Here is a 15,135-nt window from a genome sequence, read left to right on the forward strand (position 1 = left end):
GGTTTGCGTTGTCCATTCTGCGGGTCTGAAAACACATCGGTAAAGGACAGCCGCTCGGCTGAAGACGATACCGCTGTGCGCCGCCGCAGGGTCTGTGAAAGCTGCGGCGCACGCTTCACCACGTTCGAGCGCGTCCAGCTACGTGAAGTCACGGTCGTGAAGCGTGATGGAAAACGTGTCCCGTTCGACCGGGAGCGCCTGACAAAGTCGATCACGATTGCATTGCGCAAACGTCCGGTCGACCGTGAGCAAATCGACCAGATGGTTTCGGGTATACTGAGGAAGCTGGAAAGCGCGGGAGAGCCGGAGGTTGCGTCCAATGATGTGGGCGAGCTCGCGATGGAAGCGCTCCGCATGGTCGATCCGGTCGGCTATGTCCGGTTTGCCAGCGTCTACAAGGATTTTCGTGATCCAAGCGATTTCGCGCAGTTCATAGAGAAGGCCGCTCTCGAGGACGAAGAGGACCTCGAAGACGAATGAGTAGCGTGCGGGTCACGCTGAAGCTCGCCACATCGCTGGACGCGCGCATTGCTCTTGCCGATGGGACGAGCCGGTGGATCACGTCCAGTGAATCCCGTGCTCGCGGACACGAGCTGCGTGCGTCGCATGACGCCATCCTTGTCGGTATCGGTACGGTCCTTGCGGACGATCCCTTGCTGACGGCGCGCACGGTGCCCATGCCGAAGAAACAACCTGTCCGCATCGTGGCCGATTCCAATGGCCGCACGCCGCTCAGTTCGCGGCTTGTTCAGTCTGTTTCGAGTGGCCGGGTGGTCGTGGCCACGAATGGCCAGCCACAGGATTTCCTGACGCGAAGTGGTGTTGAAGTGTGGCGTTGCGGCAATGGCGTGCGCATGGATGTGCAGGATTTGCTGCGCCGGGCATCAGCGGAAGGGATTTCTTCGCTGTTGATTGAAGGTGGCGGCACATTGGCGGCAAGCTTCATCCGTGCCGGCCTCGTCAACGAAATCGCCTGGTTTGTGGCGCCGATCCTGATTGGCGGCGACGGTTTGCCAGCCCTGGGGGGGCTCGGGCTGCAAAACCTGTCGGATGCGACACGGTGGAAACCTGTCGCGACGGAACGCATTGGGGATGACGTTCTGAACACTTATGTTCGTTCTTAGCAAAAGTCTTCCGAAGGTCTTCCCATGTTCACAGGTCTCGTCACTGACGTCGGTAAAGTCCGGAAGGCAGAACATCGCAATGGCCTTACCCGGTTCGAAGTCGAGAGCGGCTACCCGCTGGACGACATCGCCATGGGCGCATCGATCATGCACTCCGGTGTTTGCCTGACGGTCGTCGACATGGGGCAGGGAGAACGCGGCGCCTGGTTCGCTGTCGAAGCCATTCCGGAGACGCTGGCGAAGACTGTTCTCGGAGACTGGAACGAAGGCGCACGGGTCAACCTGGAGCAAAGCCTCAAGCTGGGTGACGAATTGGGCGGGCATTTCGTGTTCGGCCACGTCGATGGCGTCGGAGAAATCGTTTCCATCGAGGACGAGGGGCAGAGCCGCCGGATCACAATCCGGCCGCCCGCCGACATCGCCCGGTATTTTGCAACCAAGGGGTCTGCAGCAGTGAACGGCGTTTCGCTCACTGTGGCGAACGCCTTGCCGAATGGTGACTTCCAGGTCGCCGTTATTCCACACACATGGGAGGTGACCACACTGGCCGAACTACAGCCGGGCAGCCGTGTGAACCTTGAGATAGATATGCTGGCGCGGTACGTCGCCCGCATGATCGGTGCAGACGCACCGGAAGGGCAGTAAAAAACAATGTCAGACGACTTCAAGCACGCGATCTCCTCGATCGACGAGATCATCGAGGATGCCCGTAACGGGCGGATGTTCATTCTGGTCGACGCAGAAGACCGGGAGAATGAAGGCGACCTCATCATTCCGGCGACTTTTGCGACTCCGGAACAGGTCAACTTCATGGCCCGGCATGGCCGGGGGCTGATCTGTCTCGCCATGACTCAGGAGCGTGCGCACACGCTCAATCTCGACATGATGACCCGGAATAACCGGGAAAGCATGGGCACCGCCTTCACCGTCTCGATCGAGGCGAAAGAGGGCGTGACGACCGGCATTTCCGCGCATGATCGCGCCAAGACCATTGCGGTCGCTATCGACCCGACCAGGGATTGTGACGACATCGTCTCGCCGGGGCACGTGTTCCCGCTGGTCGCCAAGGATGGCGGCACGCTGGTGCGGGCGGGCCATACCGAGGCCGCTGTCGATATCTCCCGCATGGCGGGCCTCTACCCGTCGGGCGTAATTTGCGAGATCATGAACGAAGACGGTTCCATGGCCCGTCTGCCAGACCTCGTCGCCTTTGCGCAGCTGCACAATCTCAAGATCGGCACGATTGCAGACCTGATTGCCTGGCGCCGCCAGAATGACCGCTTCCTGGAGCGCCGGGTCGAGGCGCCTCTGGAGTCGGCTTATGGCGATGGATTCCGGACCGTCTGTTTCCGCAATGTGCTGGATAACTCGGAACATATCGCCATCGTTCACGGCACGATAACACCGGATTCGACGACGCTGGTCCGGGTTCACCGGACCGATGTGCTTGCGGATATCCTGGGAGAACGTGGCCCAAGGCAAGGTCTGGTCGAGAAAGCCATGCGTATCATCGCCAAGGCTGAAGAGCCGGGTGTGATCGTTTTCGTGAATACGATGCAGCCCAATGCGATTGCGGAGCGTATGGGCCTCAAGTCATCCACACCCAAGGATCCGACGGCGCCGCTGCGGGAGTATGGGATTGGCGCACAGATCCTAAGGGAACTGGGCGTGCGCAAAATGATTTTCCTGTCCGATACGCAGCCCACCCGCGTTGCAGGGCTTGACGGATACGGCATGACGATAGAGGGGTGGCGCCGCCTCAACGAGGAGACAAACTGATGGCTGACCGGGTCCTGATAGCGGTTTCGCACTATTACAAACATATTTCCGAAGAGATGCTGGCTGGCGCGATGGAAGTGCTGGAAGCAGCCGACGCGAAAGTCACCGTCATGGAAGTCCCCGGCGCGTTTGAATTGCCGGGACTGATCGCGATGGGCGCGGATTCCGGCCGTTTTGATGGTGCGATCGCGCTTGGCTGCGTGATCCGTGGTGAGACCACGCATTACGATTATGTTTGCGGTGAGAGCGCGCGTGGCCTGATGGACCTCATCGTCAACCGCCGCCAGGCTATCGGTTACGGCATCCTGACCGTGGAGAACGAAGAGCAGGCGCTGGCCCGTGCAGACCGCAAGCGCGGCAACAAGGGCGCCGATGCTGCCAATGCCTGTCTTTCGATGATCAAATTCCGCAAGGAACTCATTCGTTGAGCGATCAGAATTTTCCTTTTGAAGTCACCCGCGCTCGCCGGGCGGGGGCGCGCCTTGCGGCAGTGCAGGCGCTCTACGCCATGGAGCAGACCGGCAAATCGGCGCGCGAGACAATTCGTGCCTTCATGGAAGACAAACTTGGCATCGGCCCGAATGAGGAGCCGGTGGAAGAGGCGGATCCGGATCTCTTCAAGTCGATCGTCAATGGCGTGGTCGACAATCAGGCGACAATCGACAAGGCCATCCTGAAGCGTTTGGCCTCAGGCTGGAAACTGACGCGCCTCGACGCCACCATGCGCGCACTGCTTCGCGCGGGTGCCGGCGAATTCATTGTTCACCAACACCTCTCGCATGCTGTGATCATGGACGAGTATGTGTCTCTCGCGCATGATTTTTTTGAAGAGTCCGAAGCAAAATTCGCCAATGCCGTGCTGGACAATGTCGGGAAAGATTTGCGCGCCTAATCGAGTTTGCGTGCCCAGGTCCTGACTTCGTCTACGAACAGGGACGGCTTTTCCATCGCTGCAAAGTGCCCGCCTTTCGGCATGTCACGCCAATGCGCCAGATTGTAGGCGCGCCGGACCCAACTGTGCGGCGGGGCCGTATAGACCTTCTCTCCGGGAAAATTCGCAAAACCGGTTGGCGTTTCACAGCGCGCACCTTCCGGCAGCTGCACGCCACCTTCCTGGAAGAGCGCGTTGTAGTACCAGACGCTGGTCGCAATGGCGTCGTTCACCAGGTAAATCATCACATTGGTCAGCAACTGGTCTCGTGTGTAGACGGAATAAAGGTCGCTGTCGCGCAGGTCTGACCAGCCGTGGAACTTTTCGATGATCCATGCCGCCGTGCCGACAGGTGAGTCCATGAGCGCCATGGCGAGCGTCTGCGGTTTTGTGGCCTGTTCCATGAAATAAGCGCCTTCGGCCTGCATGGCGCCTTGCATATGGGCCAGCCAGTCGGCTTCTTCCTCCGTATCCGGAGTGGGCGGTGTCGGGCGGAAGCCGATCATGTTCAGGTGAATGGCCCGGCAGCCGCCCTGCTTGTCGTGCGTTCCGTGGTTCATGCCAAGCCACGAAGTGACCAGCCCGCCCCAGTCGCCGCCCTGTGCGAGGTAGGTCTTGTAGCCGAGCACCTCCCGCATCAGCTCATCCCACAGCGCAGCCGTGGCGCGCTGGCCCATCGGAGACGCCGGCTTGTCCGAAAAGGCGTAGCCGGGAAGGCTGGGGATCACGATATCGAAGGCATCGGCGGCGTCGCCGCCATGTTTCGACGGGAAGGCAAGCGGTTCGATCGCGTCCCAGAACTCGAAGAAGGAGCCGGGCCAGCCATGTGTCAGCAGGAGCGGACGCTTGCCTTCGGCTTCTCCGACCACGTGGACGAAATGAATATCCATTCCGCCGACCTCGGCCTTGAAGCTCGGGAATTTGTTCAGCAGGTCTTCCTGCGCGCGCCAGTCATAATCGTTCAGCCAGTATTTGCAGAGGTCCTGCAGCACCGGAGTGGACATGCCATAGGCAAAGCCTTGCTCGTTCTCCGGGGCGGGGAACCACCGGTAAGCCGAAACCCGTTCGCGGATTGCGGCGAGCTTTGAGTCTGAAACGGAGATGTTAAACGGGCGTACCTGGCTCATGAGGGTCCTCCTGCAGGGCGGACCCTAACCTGAAGGCACAACCGGCGCGAGCGTTGACCCGGCGTCAGATAGAAAAGCTGGTTCCGCAGCCACAGGCAGCGGTCGCATTTGGATTGTTGATCTTGAATGCGGCGCCGATCAGTTCGGTCGAAAAATCGATTTCGGAACCGGCGAGGAATTCCAGGCTCATCTCATCGATCAGGACCTTCGCGCCGTCGCGTTCGATGAGGCGGTCATCCGGATTCGCCTCGGAGGCGAAATCGAACTTGTACGAAAAGCCTGAACAGCCGCCGCCTTCGACGGAGACGCGCAGATAGTCTGCACCGTCCTGTTTGGCCAGAATCGCATTAATGCGCTTGGCAGCCGAAGCGGTAAGGGTCACATCAGGGTCGGTCATCGTGCTCATGACCCATAGATAGGGACGTTTGGACCAATGGAAAAGAGAGCGGTGTATGCAACGCGCCATGAAGACAGCCGGGGCCGCTATCACGATGAGGCCCCGTCCGCTACGCGTACGCCGTTCCAGCGTGACCGCGACCGCATCATTCACTCCACCGCATTCCGGCGCCTGAAGCAGAAAACACAGGTCTTTGTGGCGCATGAGGGCGACCATTTTCGCACCCGGCTGACCCATTCACTGGAAGTGGCGCAGATCGCGCGCAGCATCGCCCGCACCCTGAGGCTCGATGAAGACCTCGCCGAAGCCATGGCACTAGCCCATGATATCGGTCATCCGCCGTTCGGCCATGCGGGGGAAGACCAGCTGGACGCGTGCATGCAGCCTTATGATGGCTTCGATCACAACGCCCAGACCCTGCGCGTCGTCACCCGGCTGGAAGTCCGGTATCCGGGGTTCGACGGCCTGAACCTGACATGGGAAATGCTTGAGGGGCTCGTGAAGCACAATGGTCCGTTGATCGGTGCCGATACGCACATTGCGGACCTGCCAGCCGCATTCCGGGAGTTTTCCCGAATCGAGGACCTTGAGCTTGACCAGTTCGCAGGGCCAGAAGCCCAGGTTGCGGCGCTTTCGGACGATATCGCCTACAACAACCACGACATTGACGACGGGATCGCCGCAGGCCTTTTCACGATCCAGGAACTGATGGAACTGCCCATTGTCGGAGACGTATTCCGCGGTGTGAAAATAGAATATCCGCACCTAACGGATCGGATGGTCACTTATGAGGCTGTGCGGCAGCTGATCGGCATCTGGATCAATGATCTGGTGGACGAAACCCGCCGGCGGGTGAAACGCCTGCAGCCGGCAAGTGCTGCGGAGGTCCGTGCCCTTGGGGAACCGCTGGTCGGGTTCAGCGATGAGCTGGCGGACAAGCAGCGTGCGCTGCGGGCGTTCCTGTTTGAGCGCATGTACAAGCACTACAAAGTGAACCGGATGCGGTCCAAGGCGAAACGGATCCTCGCCGAGCTGTTCGAGGGGTTCACAGCTGAACCGCAAACCCTGCCGGCCCCCTGGCGTCAGGACGCAACGCAGGCCGACACGTTCCGCCGGGCGCGGATCGTTTGCGACTACATTGCCGGCATGACGGATGGCTATGCCATTGAGGAGCACGGGCGGCTCTGCGATCTCACCCGGTTGGGGTAACCCACCGGAATCTGCTGCAGGAACTGCGGATATCCCTGTCATTGCAGTGCCGGGACGGACGGCTGTTCAATCGCCGTTAACGAAACAGGCTTAAAAATTAACCTCGGGAAAAAGACTGAAGGGACGATTCATGAGCCGCTATCGTTACGGCGCCGATGAGGGGTCGCCATTCGAAGATGATTACCGCGGATTCGATATTCGCGACGACGAGACGGCGCGCGGACCGCTGATTCTGGCGCTGGCGATCGGCGTGCTGCTGGTATTCGGCGCGGTGGTTTGGAACACGTACCGGCAGGGCGTTCGCTCCAATGGTGGTGGTCTGCCCAGCGTGATCGCCGATGCGCAGCCCTACAAACGCGTTCCCGAGGATCGCGGCGGCCTTGAGGTGCGCGACACGGACAAGCGATTCTACGACCAAATGGACGCGTCTGAACGCATCCCGGACCTCGCCAATCTCGACGGTGGCGACGAAGCGGACATGCTGCAGGGCGGCCCGCCGATCGACCTGCGCCCAAATGACGACGAAATGGACGGCAGCGATCCCGACAATGGCATGCCGAACGCGGTCGCTGACGAAGTTGCTGAACTGGCGGACCTCAGCCGTCCGGACCGGCAGATCGAATCAGCGCCGCTCACGCCGATGCCGGCGCCCCGGGCTGCGCCGCCGCGGCCGCGTGAAGTGGCGCCTCAGTTTGCCTTCAGTGACAGCGGCACATACATGGTCCAGGTTGCGGCGTTCCGGACGCAGGACGCTGCAGAGGCCGAGTGGCGCAAGTCTTCCACCGAGCACCCGGATCTGTTCCGGGGCGCCGGAAAACGCATCCAGCGGGCAGATCTCGGCGCCAAGGGTGTGTTCTACCGCTTGCGCGTGGGGGGATTTAGCCAAAAAACAGAGGCCGACGCCTTCTGCGACGCGCTAAAGGCGGAAGGCGACAACTGTATTGTGGTGACCGGATAGTGGCGAAGGCCTGCATTCTCAGCGTGTCAGGCGCCGTCCTGACACCAGGTGAAACGGATCTTTTCCGGACGCAGAACCCGTGGGGTGTGATCCTCATGGGGCGTTCCTGCGTATCCCGGGACCAGGTCCGCCGGCTGGTGGCCGACATCTGGGACGCGACAGGCCGGGAAACGCTGATTTTCATCGATCAGGAAGGCGGACGTGTGGCGCGCCTCAAAGCGCCGGAGTGGCCGCTGTTTCCGCGCGGCGCTGACTATGCTGCGCTCTATGAGCGGGATCCGGAACTGGGCCGCGAAGCCTGCTGGCTGGGTCACCGGCTGATCGCATCGGAGCTGGCCAGCCTCTCCATCCATGCGGATTGTGCGCCGGTTGTCGATCTGCCCGTGCCGGGCGCCCATGACGTCATTGGCGACCGGGCGTTCGGAACAGAGCCGGTCCAGGTGGCAGATCTGGCCAATTCCGCCCTTGCGGGCCTGCAGGCCGGCGGTGTGGCCGGGGTGATCAAGCACATTCCAGGACATGGCCGGTCGATGGCGGACAGCCATATGGAACTGCCGCGCGTGACAGCCGGGGACAATGAGCTGTCGACAGACTTCGATGCCTTTGCCCGCGTAGCCGATGCCCCGATGGCGATGACGGCGCATATTGCGTTCGAAGCCTATGATCCGGGTAAGGCCGCGACGGTGTCGCGCTACATGATTCAGGAGATCATACGGGGCCGAATCGGGTTTGATGGGCTTCTGATGACCGATGATCTGGGGATGAGGGCACTTGGCGGCAGCCTTGCCGATCGCGCGCATGCGTCGATCGAGGCAGGCTGCGATATGCTGCTGCATTGTTCCGGTTTTCTGAAGGATCCGGGCGAGATCCTCGCCGAGATGACGGAAGTTGCGGAGGCTGCTCCGGTGCTCGCCGGCCGGGCCGGTGAGCGCGCCGCAGCGGCCGATGCCATCGCGAGCCAGGCTGAGCCGATCGAACTCGCCCGGGCATGGCAGCGCTTCCACGAATTGTTTCCCAGTGTGGGGGCAGCCGCATGAGTTCGGATGCCGTCACGATGGAGGCACTCTCTTCCGATATGGAAGAGGCCGATATCCAGGACATTTTCCGCGTTGATGTCGGCGGGTATGAGGGGCCACTGCACCTGTTGCTGGAACTGGCCCGCCGCCAGAAGGTGGACCTGCTTCACCTCTCCATGCTGGACCTGGCCGAACAATACCTCGTCTTTATCGACGACGCGAAGAAGCGCCGGATGGATCTGGCGGCTGACTATCTGCTGATGGCGTCATGGCTGGCGTTCATGAAATCGCGCCTCCTGCTGCCCAAACCGGAAAAGCCGGAAGAGGATGAGCCATCGGGCGAGGAAATGGCCGCCCGGCTGGCCTTTCGCCTGAAGCGCCTCGATGCCATGCGCGATGCGGTGAAAGAGCTGCAGGGCGGACCGATCCTGGACAATGTCGTCTTCCTGCGCGGTACGCCGGAACAGCCGAAAGTGATCCGCCACACGGAATGGAAAGCCAGCCTCTATGAGCTGACGCAGGCCTTCGGCACGATCCGTGACCGCAAGGAGAAAGAGCGTCCACACGTCATCGAGCAGCAGATGGTTCTGCCGCTGGAACTTGCCCGCACAACGCTCCGTCAGCTTCGAGGGCAGTTGGCGCAGTGGTCTTCGCTTGACGAGATCAGCCTGACCATGACGGATGTGGATCCGGAGCTGCCAACACGGTCGGTAACGGCCAGCGTGTTTTCAGCGGCCCTCGAACTCGTCCGCGACGGCGAGGTCGATGTCCGGCAGGACACGCATTTTGCGCCGCTTTACCTGCGCAATGCGCAAGCCGACCCGCAAGGGGGTAGCCATGCAGATGTTTGAGAAGATTGAGATGAACGACGAAACGCCAGCTGAAAACAAACCGAGCGCGGTGACGCAGCTCGCGCTGGCCTTCCGCCGGTCTGAAGAGGCGCTGCACGACGACATGAGCGACGCGCTGGCCGAAGGCGTGCGCCGGGCCGAGGCGGTTCTGTTCGCGGCTGGCGAGCCAATGTCGGCTACACAGATTGCAGAGATCCTTCCGCAGGGTGTTGAAGCCGCCGATGTGCTGATGACCTTGCGGGCGCTGTACGTGAACCGGGGCGTCAATCTCGTCGAAGTGGCCGGCAAGTGGCGGTTCCAGACCGCCCAGGATCTGTCCTACCTGTTTGTGGAAGAGCGTCAGGTTCAGAAAAAGCTGAGCCAGGCCGCGCTCGAAACGCTGGCCATCATCGCCTATGGCCAGCCTGTGACGCGGGCAGAAATCGAAGCCGTGCGGGGCGTGGCTGTTTCGAAGGCTGTTCTCGACACGTTGATGGAAACCGGCTGGACCAAGATCAAGGGCCGCCGCAAGACACCGGGCCAGCCGCTGACCTATGGCACGACCGATGCGTTCCTGGAACATTTCGGCCTCGAAAGCCTGAGCACGCTGCCGGGCAAGGCAGACCTCGAAGCCGAAGGTCTGCTGTCTGATGTCATTCCTGACGGCTTCCAGATGCCGGATGAGGAAGCCCTCAGCGAGGAAGAGCTGCTTGTGGATGCGGGCGGTGATACCGAAGAGATCGAATCCTTCGTCACGGACTTCATGGACGATGCTCCGGATGAGGATGATATGGATGCGGATGCTGAAGTTGAGGCAGAGCCTGCACCGGAAGATAAGGTGGAAGAGGCCGAGGCAGGCGAGGAAGAGGATGATGGCATCAGCGTCTTCGCCTACACACGTGCGCCCGTCCGGTCTGCTGACGATGAAGAAGAATTCGACCGCGACGACATCAAGGCGGCCGTGATGCGGTTGCGCAAGGAAGAGCGCACGCCGGAGCAACCCATGTCCGAATGGACTGAGGACGAATAGGTTCAGGCGGCCACTTCGTAGCGAAAGCGGCGTTCGTCATCGAACATTCCGAGAATATCTTCTTCCTGTGTCCCGCCGCCGATATTGTGGATCACGTAGGGATGACCCGCCGGGGTTCGCTTGTCTGAGACAATGCCGATATGCGGCAGCCGCCCGCCCAGGCGCATCGTGTACAGATCACCAGGATCCCATCCGTCCAGGGTCTGTGGCGGCGGCAGGTCAGCGCCCTTCCGTTCGAAAAAGCGTTCGAGGTTCGGGACGCGGCGGTGGTCGATATTCCAGTCAGGGCGGCTGAGGCCCCAGATCGCGGGATAATCCGTAAACGCGGTTTTCATGTCGTTGTGGACGAGCCTTTGCAGGTCGACATCGAAGGCATCCCGATAAGCGCGGATGACCACATCGGTGCAGACGCCTGTCGAACGATCGACATCGCCCATCGGGTAATCCAGCCGGACATAAGCGCCGTCATAACTTCGTGTCACACCGATCTGGTCGCGGGCCGCCTTTGAAAGACGCGCCGCGAAGGGGAGTGCCCGGTCGCCGAACGTACCGGGTAGGAGAGGCAGGGCCAGCGTGGACACAAGCATGGATCGGCGTGTCTGCATTCACCGATCTAATCATCCAGTTCCGGCAGCAATGCGGCGGAATCTAGAAACCGTGGAACTCGACGATTTCGTCAATGGGCGCCCGTTCGGCACGGAGTGTGTTGACCGGATGGGATTTGTCCGGCTTGCCGACGGAGACACCGCACCAGATCATCTCGGTTGGGGCGAGATTGAAATGCTCTTTCAGGGCCGGGCGCAGCACGCCCCAGCATTCCTGGAAGCACGTGCCCCAGCCGCGTTCTTCTGCCAGCAGGGCGAGCGTTTGCAGGTACATGCCTGCGTGTCCCCACTGGCCGTGGCCCATCCGTTCATCGATCACCAGGAAAAGGGCGAGCGGAGCGCCAAAGAAGCGGAAATTGTTTGCGAACCATGCGAGGCGGGCCGGGCGGTCTTCCCGCGGGATATCGAGGGCTTCGTACATCATCTCGCCTACGCGCCGACGGCGGGCTTCGTAGGGCTCCCACAGATCTTTCGGATAAATTGGCCGATCTGTCTTCTGGCCGCGCGGATCAGCGGCGAGGATGGGGGCGGCCATGGCGATAACGTCGTCCTTGGCCTGCCCGGTCACGGCGATGGTGCGCCAGGGCTGGACATTGCCACCGGAGGGCGCCCGCTGCGCCTGGGTCAGCCATTCCCGGACTTCGGCCTCGGGAAGTGCATCCGGCAGGAAGGCCCGGGTTGAGATGCGCTGGTCGACTGCTTTGGAAACGTCCATGAAAAAAACCTCCCGTCAGGATCTGACGGGAGGTCTAGCGGCTTATCGCCGGGTCAGCCAACAGGCTTCTGGCCCGGACTTATTTTTTGGGGTGCAGGATCACCGGCATCCATGTGTAGCCGTGGACGAAGGCGCCAGCCGTATAGGACGGCTCATCCAGTACTTCGATATGCTCGAAGCGCGCCATCAGTTCTTGCCAGAGGATCTGCAGCTGCAGCTCGCCGAGGCGATTCCCGACGCAGCGGTGGATGCCGAAGCCGAAGGACAAGTGACGGCGGGCATCGGCGCGGTCGATGATGTAATCGTTCGGCTTGTCCCAGAACTTTTCATCGCGGTTGCCCGAGATGTACCACATGGCGATCTGCTCACCCTTCTTGATGAGCTTGTCTCGAAGCTGAACGTCTTCCAGCGCGGTGCGGCGCATGAAGGCCAGCGGCGTTTGCCAGCGGATCGTCTCGGACACCATGTTCGGGATCAGGGACTGGTCGCTTTTCAGCTTTTCATACTGCTCCGGATACTTGTTCAGAGCGTAGACCGACGCCGTCATCGTGTTCCGGGTCGTGTCGTTGCCGCCGACGATCAGAAGGATCACGTTGCCGAGCAATTCCATCGGCGTCATGTTCTTGGTCATTTCGCCGTGCGCCAGAAGACTCATGAGGTCGTTCTGTTGCGGAATGGCCTGGCGTTCCTGGAAGATGCCCATGAACGTCGTCAGGCACTCCATCATTTCCTGGCGCCACTGGTCTTCGCCGCCGGGGCAGATGTCCGGGTTGTTCATGTTCGTGGATACGTCCGACCAGCGGGTCAGCTGGCGGCGGTTCTCGAACGGGAAGTCGAACAGGGTGGCGAGCATCATCGTGGTCAGCTCGATCGACACCTTGTCGACCCAGTCGATTGGCTCACCAACCGGCAGGGAATCCAGCAGGCCCTGGGTCCGCGAGCGGATGAGTGGCTCATACTCTTTGAGCATGTTCGGTGCGACGGCCGGCTGAACAGTCTTGCGCTGTTCGGAGTGGCGCGGCTCGTCCATGGCGATGAACATCGGCATCTCGAAGTCTTCGAGCGGTTGGCCGAGCGTGATGCCGCCATGCTCCCAGCTGGAAGAGAAGCGCTTGTGGTCGGTATCGACCGCCATGATGTCTTCGTAAGTCGTGACGGACCAGTAGGGGCCGACGAAGGAATCCGGCGTGTAGTGCACCGGGTCTTCCTTGCGCAGGCGGTCAAACCGATCCCACATCTTGTTCTGGCGCCAGATTTCCGGGTCCACCAGATCAAGGGTTTTCAGGTCAAGGTCGGAAGCCGGGGGGACTTCCTCACCGACGCGGAGATAGCCTTCGTGAAGGGGTTCTCGGTCGGAAACTTTCGGCCGCTCGAGGGCCGGATTGTCGATGGAATGAACTGTGTCGGCAGCCATATTATATCCTCCTTATGCCGGTCTCCCTGGGCACCGGTCTGCTCGCTTACGACGTGTATATCATGGCCAATTTAAAAAAACCATGACGCTTGCGTCATTTTTATGCGGTGTGGCGCTCAAGTCGCGCTTTGTGGAGGGCCGTTTTCATGGCTTCGGCGAGGGATTTGCGCTCCGGGACAGTCAGGAAGCGTCCGATGACCCATCCGGTGCGGCCATGTTCGATCCGCAACCACGAATCGGGGCGGAGGGGCTCGTCCAGTTCGACACGGGCAAATCCGGCCGGAACACTGACGCGCTTTTCGGTGCCGTTGGCCTTGCGGTGCATCATGTCGAGACTGCTGGCGGTAATGCGGATCCGGGTCTCTTCGCGCTGTTTCCTGAAAGACCAGCGGAAAGCCAGCCAGATGGCGAGGGCGTCGAGACCGAAAAAGCCGATCACCGGAACGGCGCCCATGGACAAAAAGGCCATGCCGGTCAGGAAGCTGACAACACCGACAATGCTCATGACCACGGCGAACCCTCGCTCGGAAAGTGAGCGGTTCGGCGTCAAAAGCGCATCAAAATAAATGATCTCGTCCGTGTGAGGCATCGGGAACAATACTTAACATGCTCTTGCCCCTTCGGAAGCGGCCTGACAGACAAATTACATGACCGAATCGCCGCAGAAGACACCTCCGCGAAAGCCTGCCAAAAAACGGGCGCCCCGTACCTTGGGGCCGGAGAAGACCGAGAAGATCTTTGCCGCCCTGGCCCATGACCGGCCGGACCCGAAAACCGAGCTCGAATATTCCAGCCCTTTCACCCTGCTTGTGGCCGTGGCCCTGTCGGCACAGGCGACGGATGTGGGGGTGAACAAGGCGACCCGGAAGCTGTTCGCCATCGCCGACACGCCCGAGAAGATGCTGGATCTCGGCGAAGAGGGCGTGGCTGAGCACATCAAGACGATCGGCCTGTGGCGCAACAAGGCGAAGAACGTCATCGCGCTAAGCCAGAAGATTCTTGACGATTTCGGCGGAGAAGTGCCGCGGACCCGCGACGAACTGACAACCCTGCCAGGCGTTGGCCGCAAGACAGCGAACGTCGTGATGAACGAGGTCTTCGGCGAACCGACCATCGCTGTCGACACCCACATTTTCCGTGTCTCCAACCGGACGGGGCTTGCCCCGGGCAAGACCCCCGACGAGGTGGAGGCGGGGCTGGAGCGGGTCACCCCGCCGAAGTGGAAGAAGGGCGCGCATCACTGGCTGATCCTGCATGGGCGTTATGTCTGCAAGGCCCGCACACCGGAGTGCTGGCGTTGTGTGATCGCGGAATGGTGCAAATACACGCCGAAGACTGCGGACCCCGCAAAAGTCTCATCGCTTGGCCCGAAGGCGCCGAAGAAGAAAAAGTAGGCGCGTTTCCGCCAGCAGGTGCGACGCCTGTGAAGGCGCTAGATCGGATAAAGTTGTCTGGAAGGGCGGTGCCGTCAGGTTTCAGGCAGGGGCAGGGTCGGCATTATCCGCTGGGCGTGTCTGTTATCTCGCCAGCCTGATGGCAGACCGGCGCGGAAGGCTCCGGTCTCGACGCCAAGTGCTGTGTAAGCGGGCATGTAAGCCCGGCCGCATACGGACGCCAGCCGCTCGCACGGATGGGATGGCGGCGTCAGCCATTCACGCGCTTTTTTCTGCGAAGGTAGCCAGTCAATCGACGCGAGGGATACGTGCCCGTTCGGCGTGACACTCCAGCGATATTGAACACCTTTCCCATAGGCGGCCCGCACCCCTGCGCGAAGCAGAAGCACCTGGATCCAGATCAGGGGCCAGACCAATGCAAGATGCGGCGGAAAGCCTGGAGGTGGATGAAGGAGTGACATGGCAGGCAATATACATCCGGCTACGGAGGTGTTGGATGGATTTATTTTTAAGTGCGCATTTACGACAGGATGCGATGTTTAAAGGGGTGGAGAAGCCGCGCGAATCGCTGGCCTCCAGTTCGCCTTATTTTCGCTAATCTTGCGT

Annotated in this window: 19 protein-coding genes; 12 read left to right on the forward strand and 7 right to left on the reverse strand. The window is 60.9% G+C overall.

The genetic code is table 11. The features are described 5' to 3' along the window. Positions 1-3 precede the first annotated feature (3 nt). The 6 genes from nrdR to nusB are packed head-to-tail and all read left to right on the forward strand — an operon-like array spanning position 4 to position 3,795. Positions 4-480 (forward strand): transcriptional regulator NrdR, encoded by a 477-nt coding sequence (gene nrdR, locus HAD_RS12575; protein WP_035572339.1) that lies wholly within the window; start codon positions 4-6, stop codon positions 478-480. Continuing rightward, the gene (locus tag HAD_RS12580) at positions 477-1,124 is read left to right on the forward strand and encodes a RibD family protein (protein ID WP_035572340.1); all 648 of its coding nucleotides are present in this window, start codon (positions 477-479) and stop codon (positions 1,122-1,124) included. The genes nrdR and HAD_RS12580 overlap by 4 nt, the downstream gene beginning before the upstream one ends. Before the next feature lie 24 nt (positions 1,125-1,148). Further along, positions 1,149-1,769, forward strand: a complete 621-nt coding sequence (locus HAD_RS12585) for a riboflavin synthase (protein ID WP_035572342.1) — start codon at positions 1,149-1,151, stop codon at positions 1,767-1,769. Between the two features lie 6 nt (positions 1,770-1,775). Beyond that, positions 1,776-2,903, forward strand: a complete 1,128-nt coding sequence (ribB, locus tag HAD_RS12590) for a 3,4-dihydroxy-2-butanone-4-phosphate synthase (protein WP_035572343.1) — start codon at positions 1,776-1,778, stop codon at positions 2,901-2,903. Continuing rightward, positions 2,903-3,331 carry a 6,7-dimethyl-8-ribityllumazine synthase gene (gene ribH / locus HAD_RS12595; protein WP_035572346.1) on the forward strand — a complete coding sequence of 143 codons (429 nt, stop codon included), beginning with the start codon at positions 2,903-2,905 and terminating at the stop codon, positions 3,329-3,331. Before ribB ends, ribH begins: the two co-directional genes overlap by 1 nt. Further along, positions 3,328-3,795, forward strand: a complete 468-nt coding sequence (gene nusB / locus HAD_RS12600; RefSeq protein WP_051596270.1) for a transcription antitermination factor NusB — start codon at positions 3,328-3,330, stop codon at positions 3,793-3,795. Before ribH ends, nusB begins: the two co-directional genes overlap by 4 nt. On the opposite strand, the gene HAD_RS12605 is transcribed toward nusB, so the two are convergent. Further along, positions 3,792-4,961, reverse strand: coding sequence for an epoxide hydrolase family protein (locus HAD_RS12605; RefSeq protein WP_035572349.1), 1,170 nt, complete (start codon positions 4,959-4,961; stop codon positions 3,792-3,794). The two genes, nusB and HAD_RS12605, sit on opposite strands and share 4 nt — an antisense overlap. Positions 4,962-5,025: 64 nt before the next feature. Then, on the reverse strand, positions 5,026-5,358 hold the full coding sequence (erpA, locus tag HAD_RS12610) for an iron-sulfur cluster insertion protein ErpA (RefSeq protein WP_035572351.1): 333 nt from the start codon (positions 5,356-5,358) through the stop codon (positions 5,026-5,028). Positions 5,359-5,394: 36 nt separating this feature from the next. Here erpA and HAD_RS12615 point away from each other — a divergent pair, with 36 nt between their 5' ends. The 5 genes from HAD_RS12615 (at position 5,395) to scpB (ending at position 10,401) form a co-directional block, all read left to right on the forward strand. Continuing rightward, the gene (locus HAD_RS12615; RefSeq protein ID WP_035572352.1) at positions 5,395-6,567 is read left to right on the forward strand and encodes a deoxyguanosinetriphosphate triphosphohydrolase; all 1,173 of its coding nucleotides are present in this window, start codon (positions 5,395-5,397) and stop codon (positions 6,565-6,567) included. Positions 6,568-6,697: 130 nt separating this feature from the next. Continuing rightward, entirely contained in the window at positions 6,698-7,525 is an 828-nt protein-coding gene (locus tag HAD_RS12620) for an SPOR domain-containing protein (RefSeq protein WP_035572354.1), read from the forward strand. Next, entirely contained in the window at positions 7,525-8,562 is a 1,038-nt protein-coding gene (gene nagZ / locus HAD_RS12625; RefSeq protein WP_051596271.1) for a beta-N-acetylhexosaminidase, read from the forward strand. The genes HAD_RS12620 and nagZ overlap by 1 nt, the downstream gene beginning before the upstream one ends. Further along, positions 8,559-9,392: a segregation and condensation protein A gene (locus tag HAD_RS12630; protein WP_035572358.1), complete on the forward strand. Its 834-nt coding sequence runs from the start codon at positions 8,559-8,561 to the stop codon at positions 9,390-9,392. The genes nagZ and HAD_RS12630 overlap by 4 nt, the downstream gene beginning before the upstream one ends. Next, the gene (gene scpB, locus HAD_RS18435; RefSeq protein WP_241765366.1) at positions 9,385-10,401 is read left to right on the forward strand and encodes an SMC-Scp complex subunit ScpB; all 1,017 of its coding nucleotides are present in this window, start codon (positions 9,385-9,387) and stop codon (positions 10,399-10,401) included. The genes HAD_RS12630 and scpB overlap by 8 nt, the downstream gene beginning before the upstream one ends. Positions 10,402-10,403: 2 nt before the next feature. Here scpB and HAD_RS12640 read toward each other — a convergent pair whose 3' ends face one another. The 4 genes from HAD_RS12640 to HAD_RS12655 form a co-directional block, all read right to left on the reverse strand. Next, positions 10,404-11,006, reverse strand: coding sequence for a DUF1287 domain-containing protein (locus tag HAD_RS12640; RefSeq protein ID WP_035572359.1), 603 nt, complete (start codon positions 11,004-11,006; stop codon positions 10,404-10,406). A gap of 43 nt (positions 11,007-11,049) precedes the next feature. After that, a complete protein-coding gene (locus tag HAD_RS12645) occupies positions 11,050-11,721 on the reverse strand; it encodes a nitroreductase (protein WP_035572361.1) in 672 nt (223 codons plus the stop codon). Positions 11,722-11,800: 79 nt separating this feature from the next. Then, on the reverse strand, positions 11,801-13,135 hold the full coding sequence (locus HAD_RS12650) for a cytochrome P450 (RefSeq protein ID WP_051596272.1): 1,335 nt from the start codon (positions 13,133-13,135) through the stop codon (positions 11,801-11,803). Positions 13,136-13,235: 100 nt separating this feature from the next. After that, a complete protein-coding gene (locus HAD_RS12655; RefSeq protein WP_051596273.1) occupies positions 13,236-13,724 on the reverse strand; it encodes a DUF2244 domain-containing protein in 489 nt (162 codons plus the stop codon). A gap of 58 nt (positions 13,725-13,782) precedes the next feature. Here HAD_RS12655 and nth point away from each other — a divergent pair, with 58 nt between their 5' ends. Next, positions 13,783-14,529, forward strand: a complete 747-nt coding sequence (nth, locus tag HAD_RS12660; RefSeq protein ID WP_035572363.1) for an endonuclease III — start codon at positions 13,783-13,785, stop codon at positions 14,527-14,529. Positions 14,530-14,603: 74 nt separating this feature from the next. Here the strand turns inward: nth and HAD_RS18605 are convergent, their stop codons facing one another. Further along, on the reverse strand, positions 14,604-14,990 hold the full coding sequence (locus tag HAD_RS18605; protein WP_156942276.1) for a hypothetical protein: 387 nt from the start codon (positions 14,988-14,990) through the stop codon (positions 14,604-14,606). Positions 14,991-15,135 lie beyond the last annotated feature (145 nt).

Origin of the sequence: Hyphomonas adhaerens MHS-3, from assembly GCF_000685235.1 — a bacterium.
In the GTDB taxonomy this organism is placed as follows: Bacteria; Pseudomonadota; Alphaproteobacteria; order Caulobacterales; family Hyphomonadaceae; genus Hyphomonas; species Hyphomonas adhaerens.

Bases quoted from the DNA above. Each gene is read 5' to 3' on its own strand.
- HAD_RS12580 (WP_035572340.1), top strand. From the start codon at position 477: ATGAGTAGCGTGCGGGTCACGCTGAAGCTCGCCACATCGCTGGACGCG.
- HAD_RS12585 (WP_035572342.1), top strand. From the start codon at position 1,149: ATGTTCACAGGTCTCGTCACTGACGTCGGTAAAGTCCGGAAGGCAGAA.
- ribB (WP_035572343.1), top strand. From the start codon at position 1,776: ATGTCAGACGACTTCAAGCACGCGATCTCCTCGATCGACGAGATCATC.
- ribH (WP_035572346.1), top strand. From the start codon at position 2,903: ATGGCTGACCGGGTCCTGATAGCGGTTTCGCACTATTACAAACATATT.
- HAD_RS12605 (WP_035572349.1), bottom strand. From the start codon at position 4,961: ATGAGCCAGGTACGCCCGTTTAACATCTCCGTTTCAGACTCAAAGCTC.
- erpA (WP_035572351.1), bottom strand. From the start codon at position 5,358: ATGACCGACCCTGATGTGACCCTTACCGCTTCGGCTGCCAAGCGCATT.
- HAD_RS12615 (WP_035572352.1), top strand. From the start codon at position 5,395: ATGGAAAAGAGAGCGGTGTATGCAACGCGCCATGAAGACAGCCGGGGC.
- HAD_RS12620 (WP_035572354.1), top strand. From the start codon at position 6,698: ATGAGCCGCTATCGTTACGGCGCCGATGAGGGGTCGCCATTCGAAGAT.
- HAD_RS12630 (WP_035572358.1), top strand. From the start codon at position 8,559: ATGAGTTCGGATGCCGTCACGATGGAGGCACTCTCTTCCGATATGGAA.
- scpB (WP_241765366.1), top strand. From the start codon at position 9,385: ATGTTTGAGAAGATTGAGATGAACGACGAAACGCCAGCTGAAAACAAA.
- HAD_RS12640 (WP_035572359.1), bottom strand. From the start codon at position 11,006: ATGCAGACACGCCGATCCATGCTTGTGTCCACGCTGGCCCTGCCTCTC.
- HAD_RS12645 (WP_035572361.1), bottom strand. From the start codon at position 11,721: ATGGACGTTTCCAAAGCAGTCGACCAGCGCATCTCAACCCGGGCCTTC.
- HAD_RS12650 (WP_051596272.1), bottom strand. From the start codon at position 13,135: ATGGCTGCCGACACAGTTCATTCCATCGACAATCCGGCCCTCGAGCGG.
- HAD_RS12655 (WP_051596273.1), bottom strand. From the start codon at position 13,724: ATGCCTCACACGGACGAGATCATTTATTTTGATGCGCTTTTGACGCCG.
- nth (WP_035572363.1), top strand. From the start codon at position 13,783: ATGACCGAATCGCCGCAGAAGACACCTCCGCGAAAGCCTGCCAAAAAA.
- HAD_RS18605 (WP_156942276.1), bottom strand. From the start codon at position 14,990: ATGTCACTCCTTCATCCACCTCCAGGCTTTCCGCCGCATCTTGCATTG.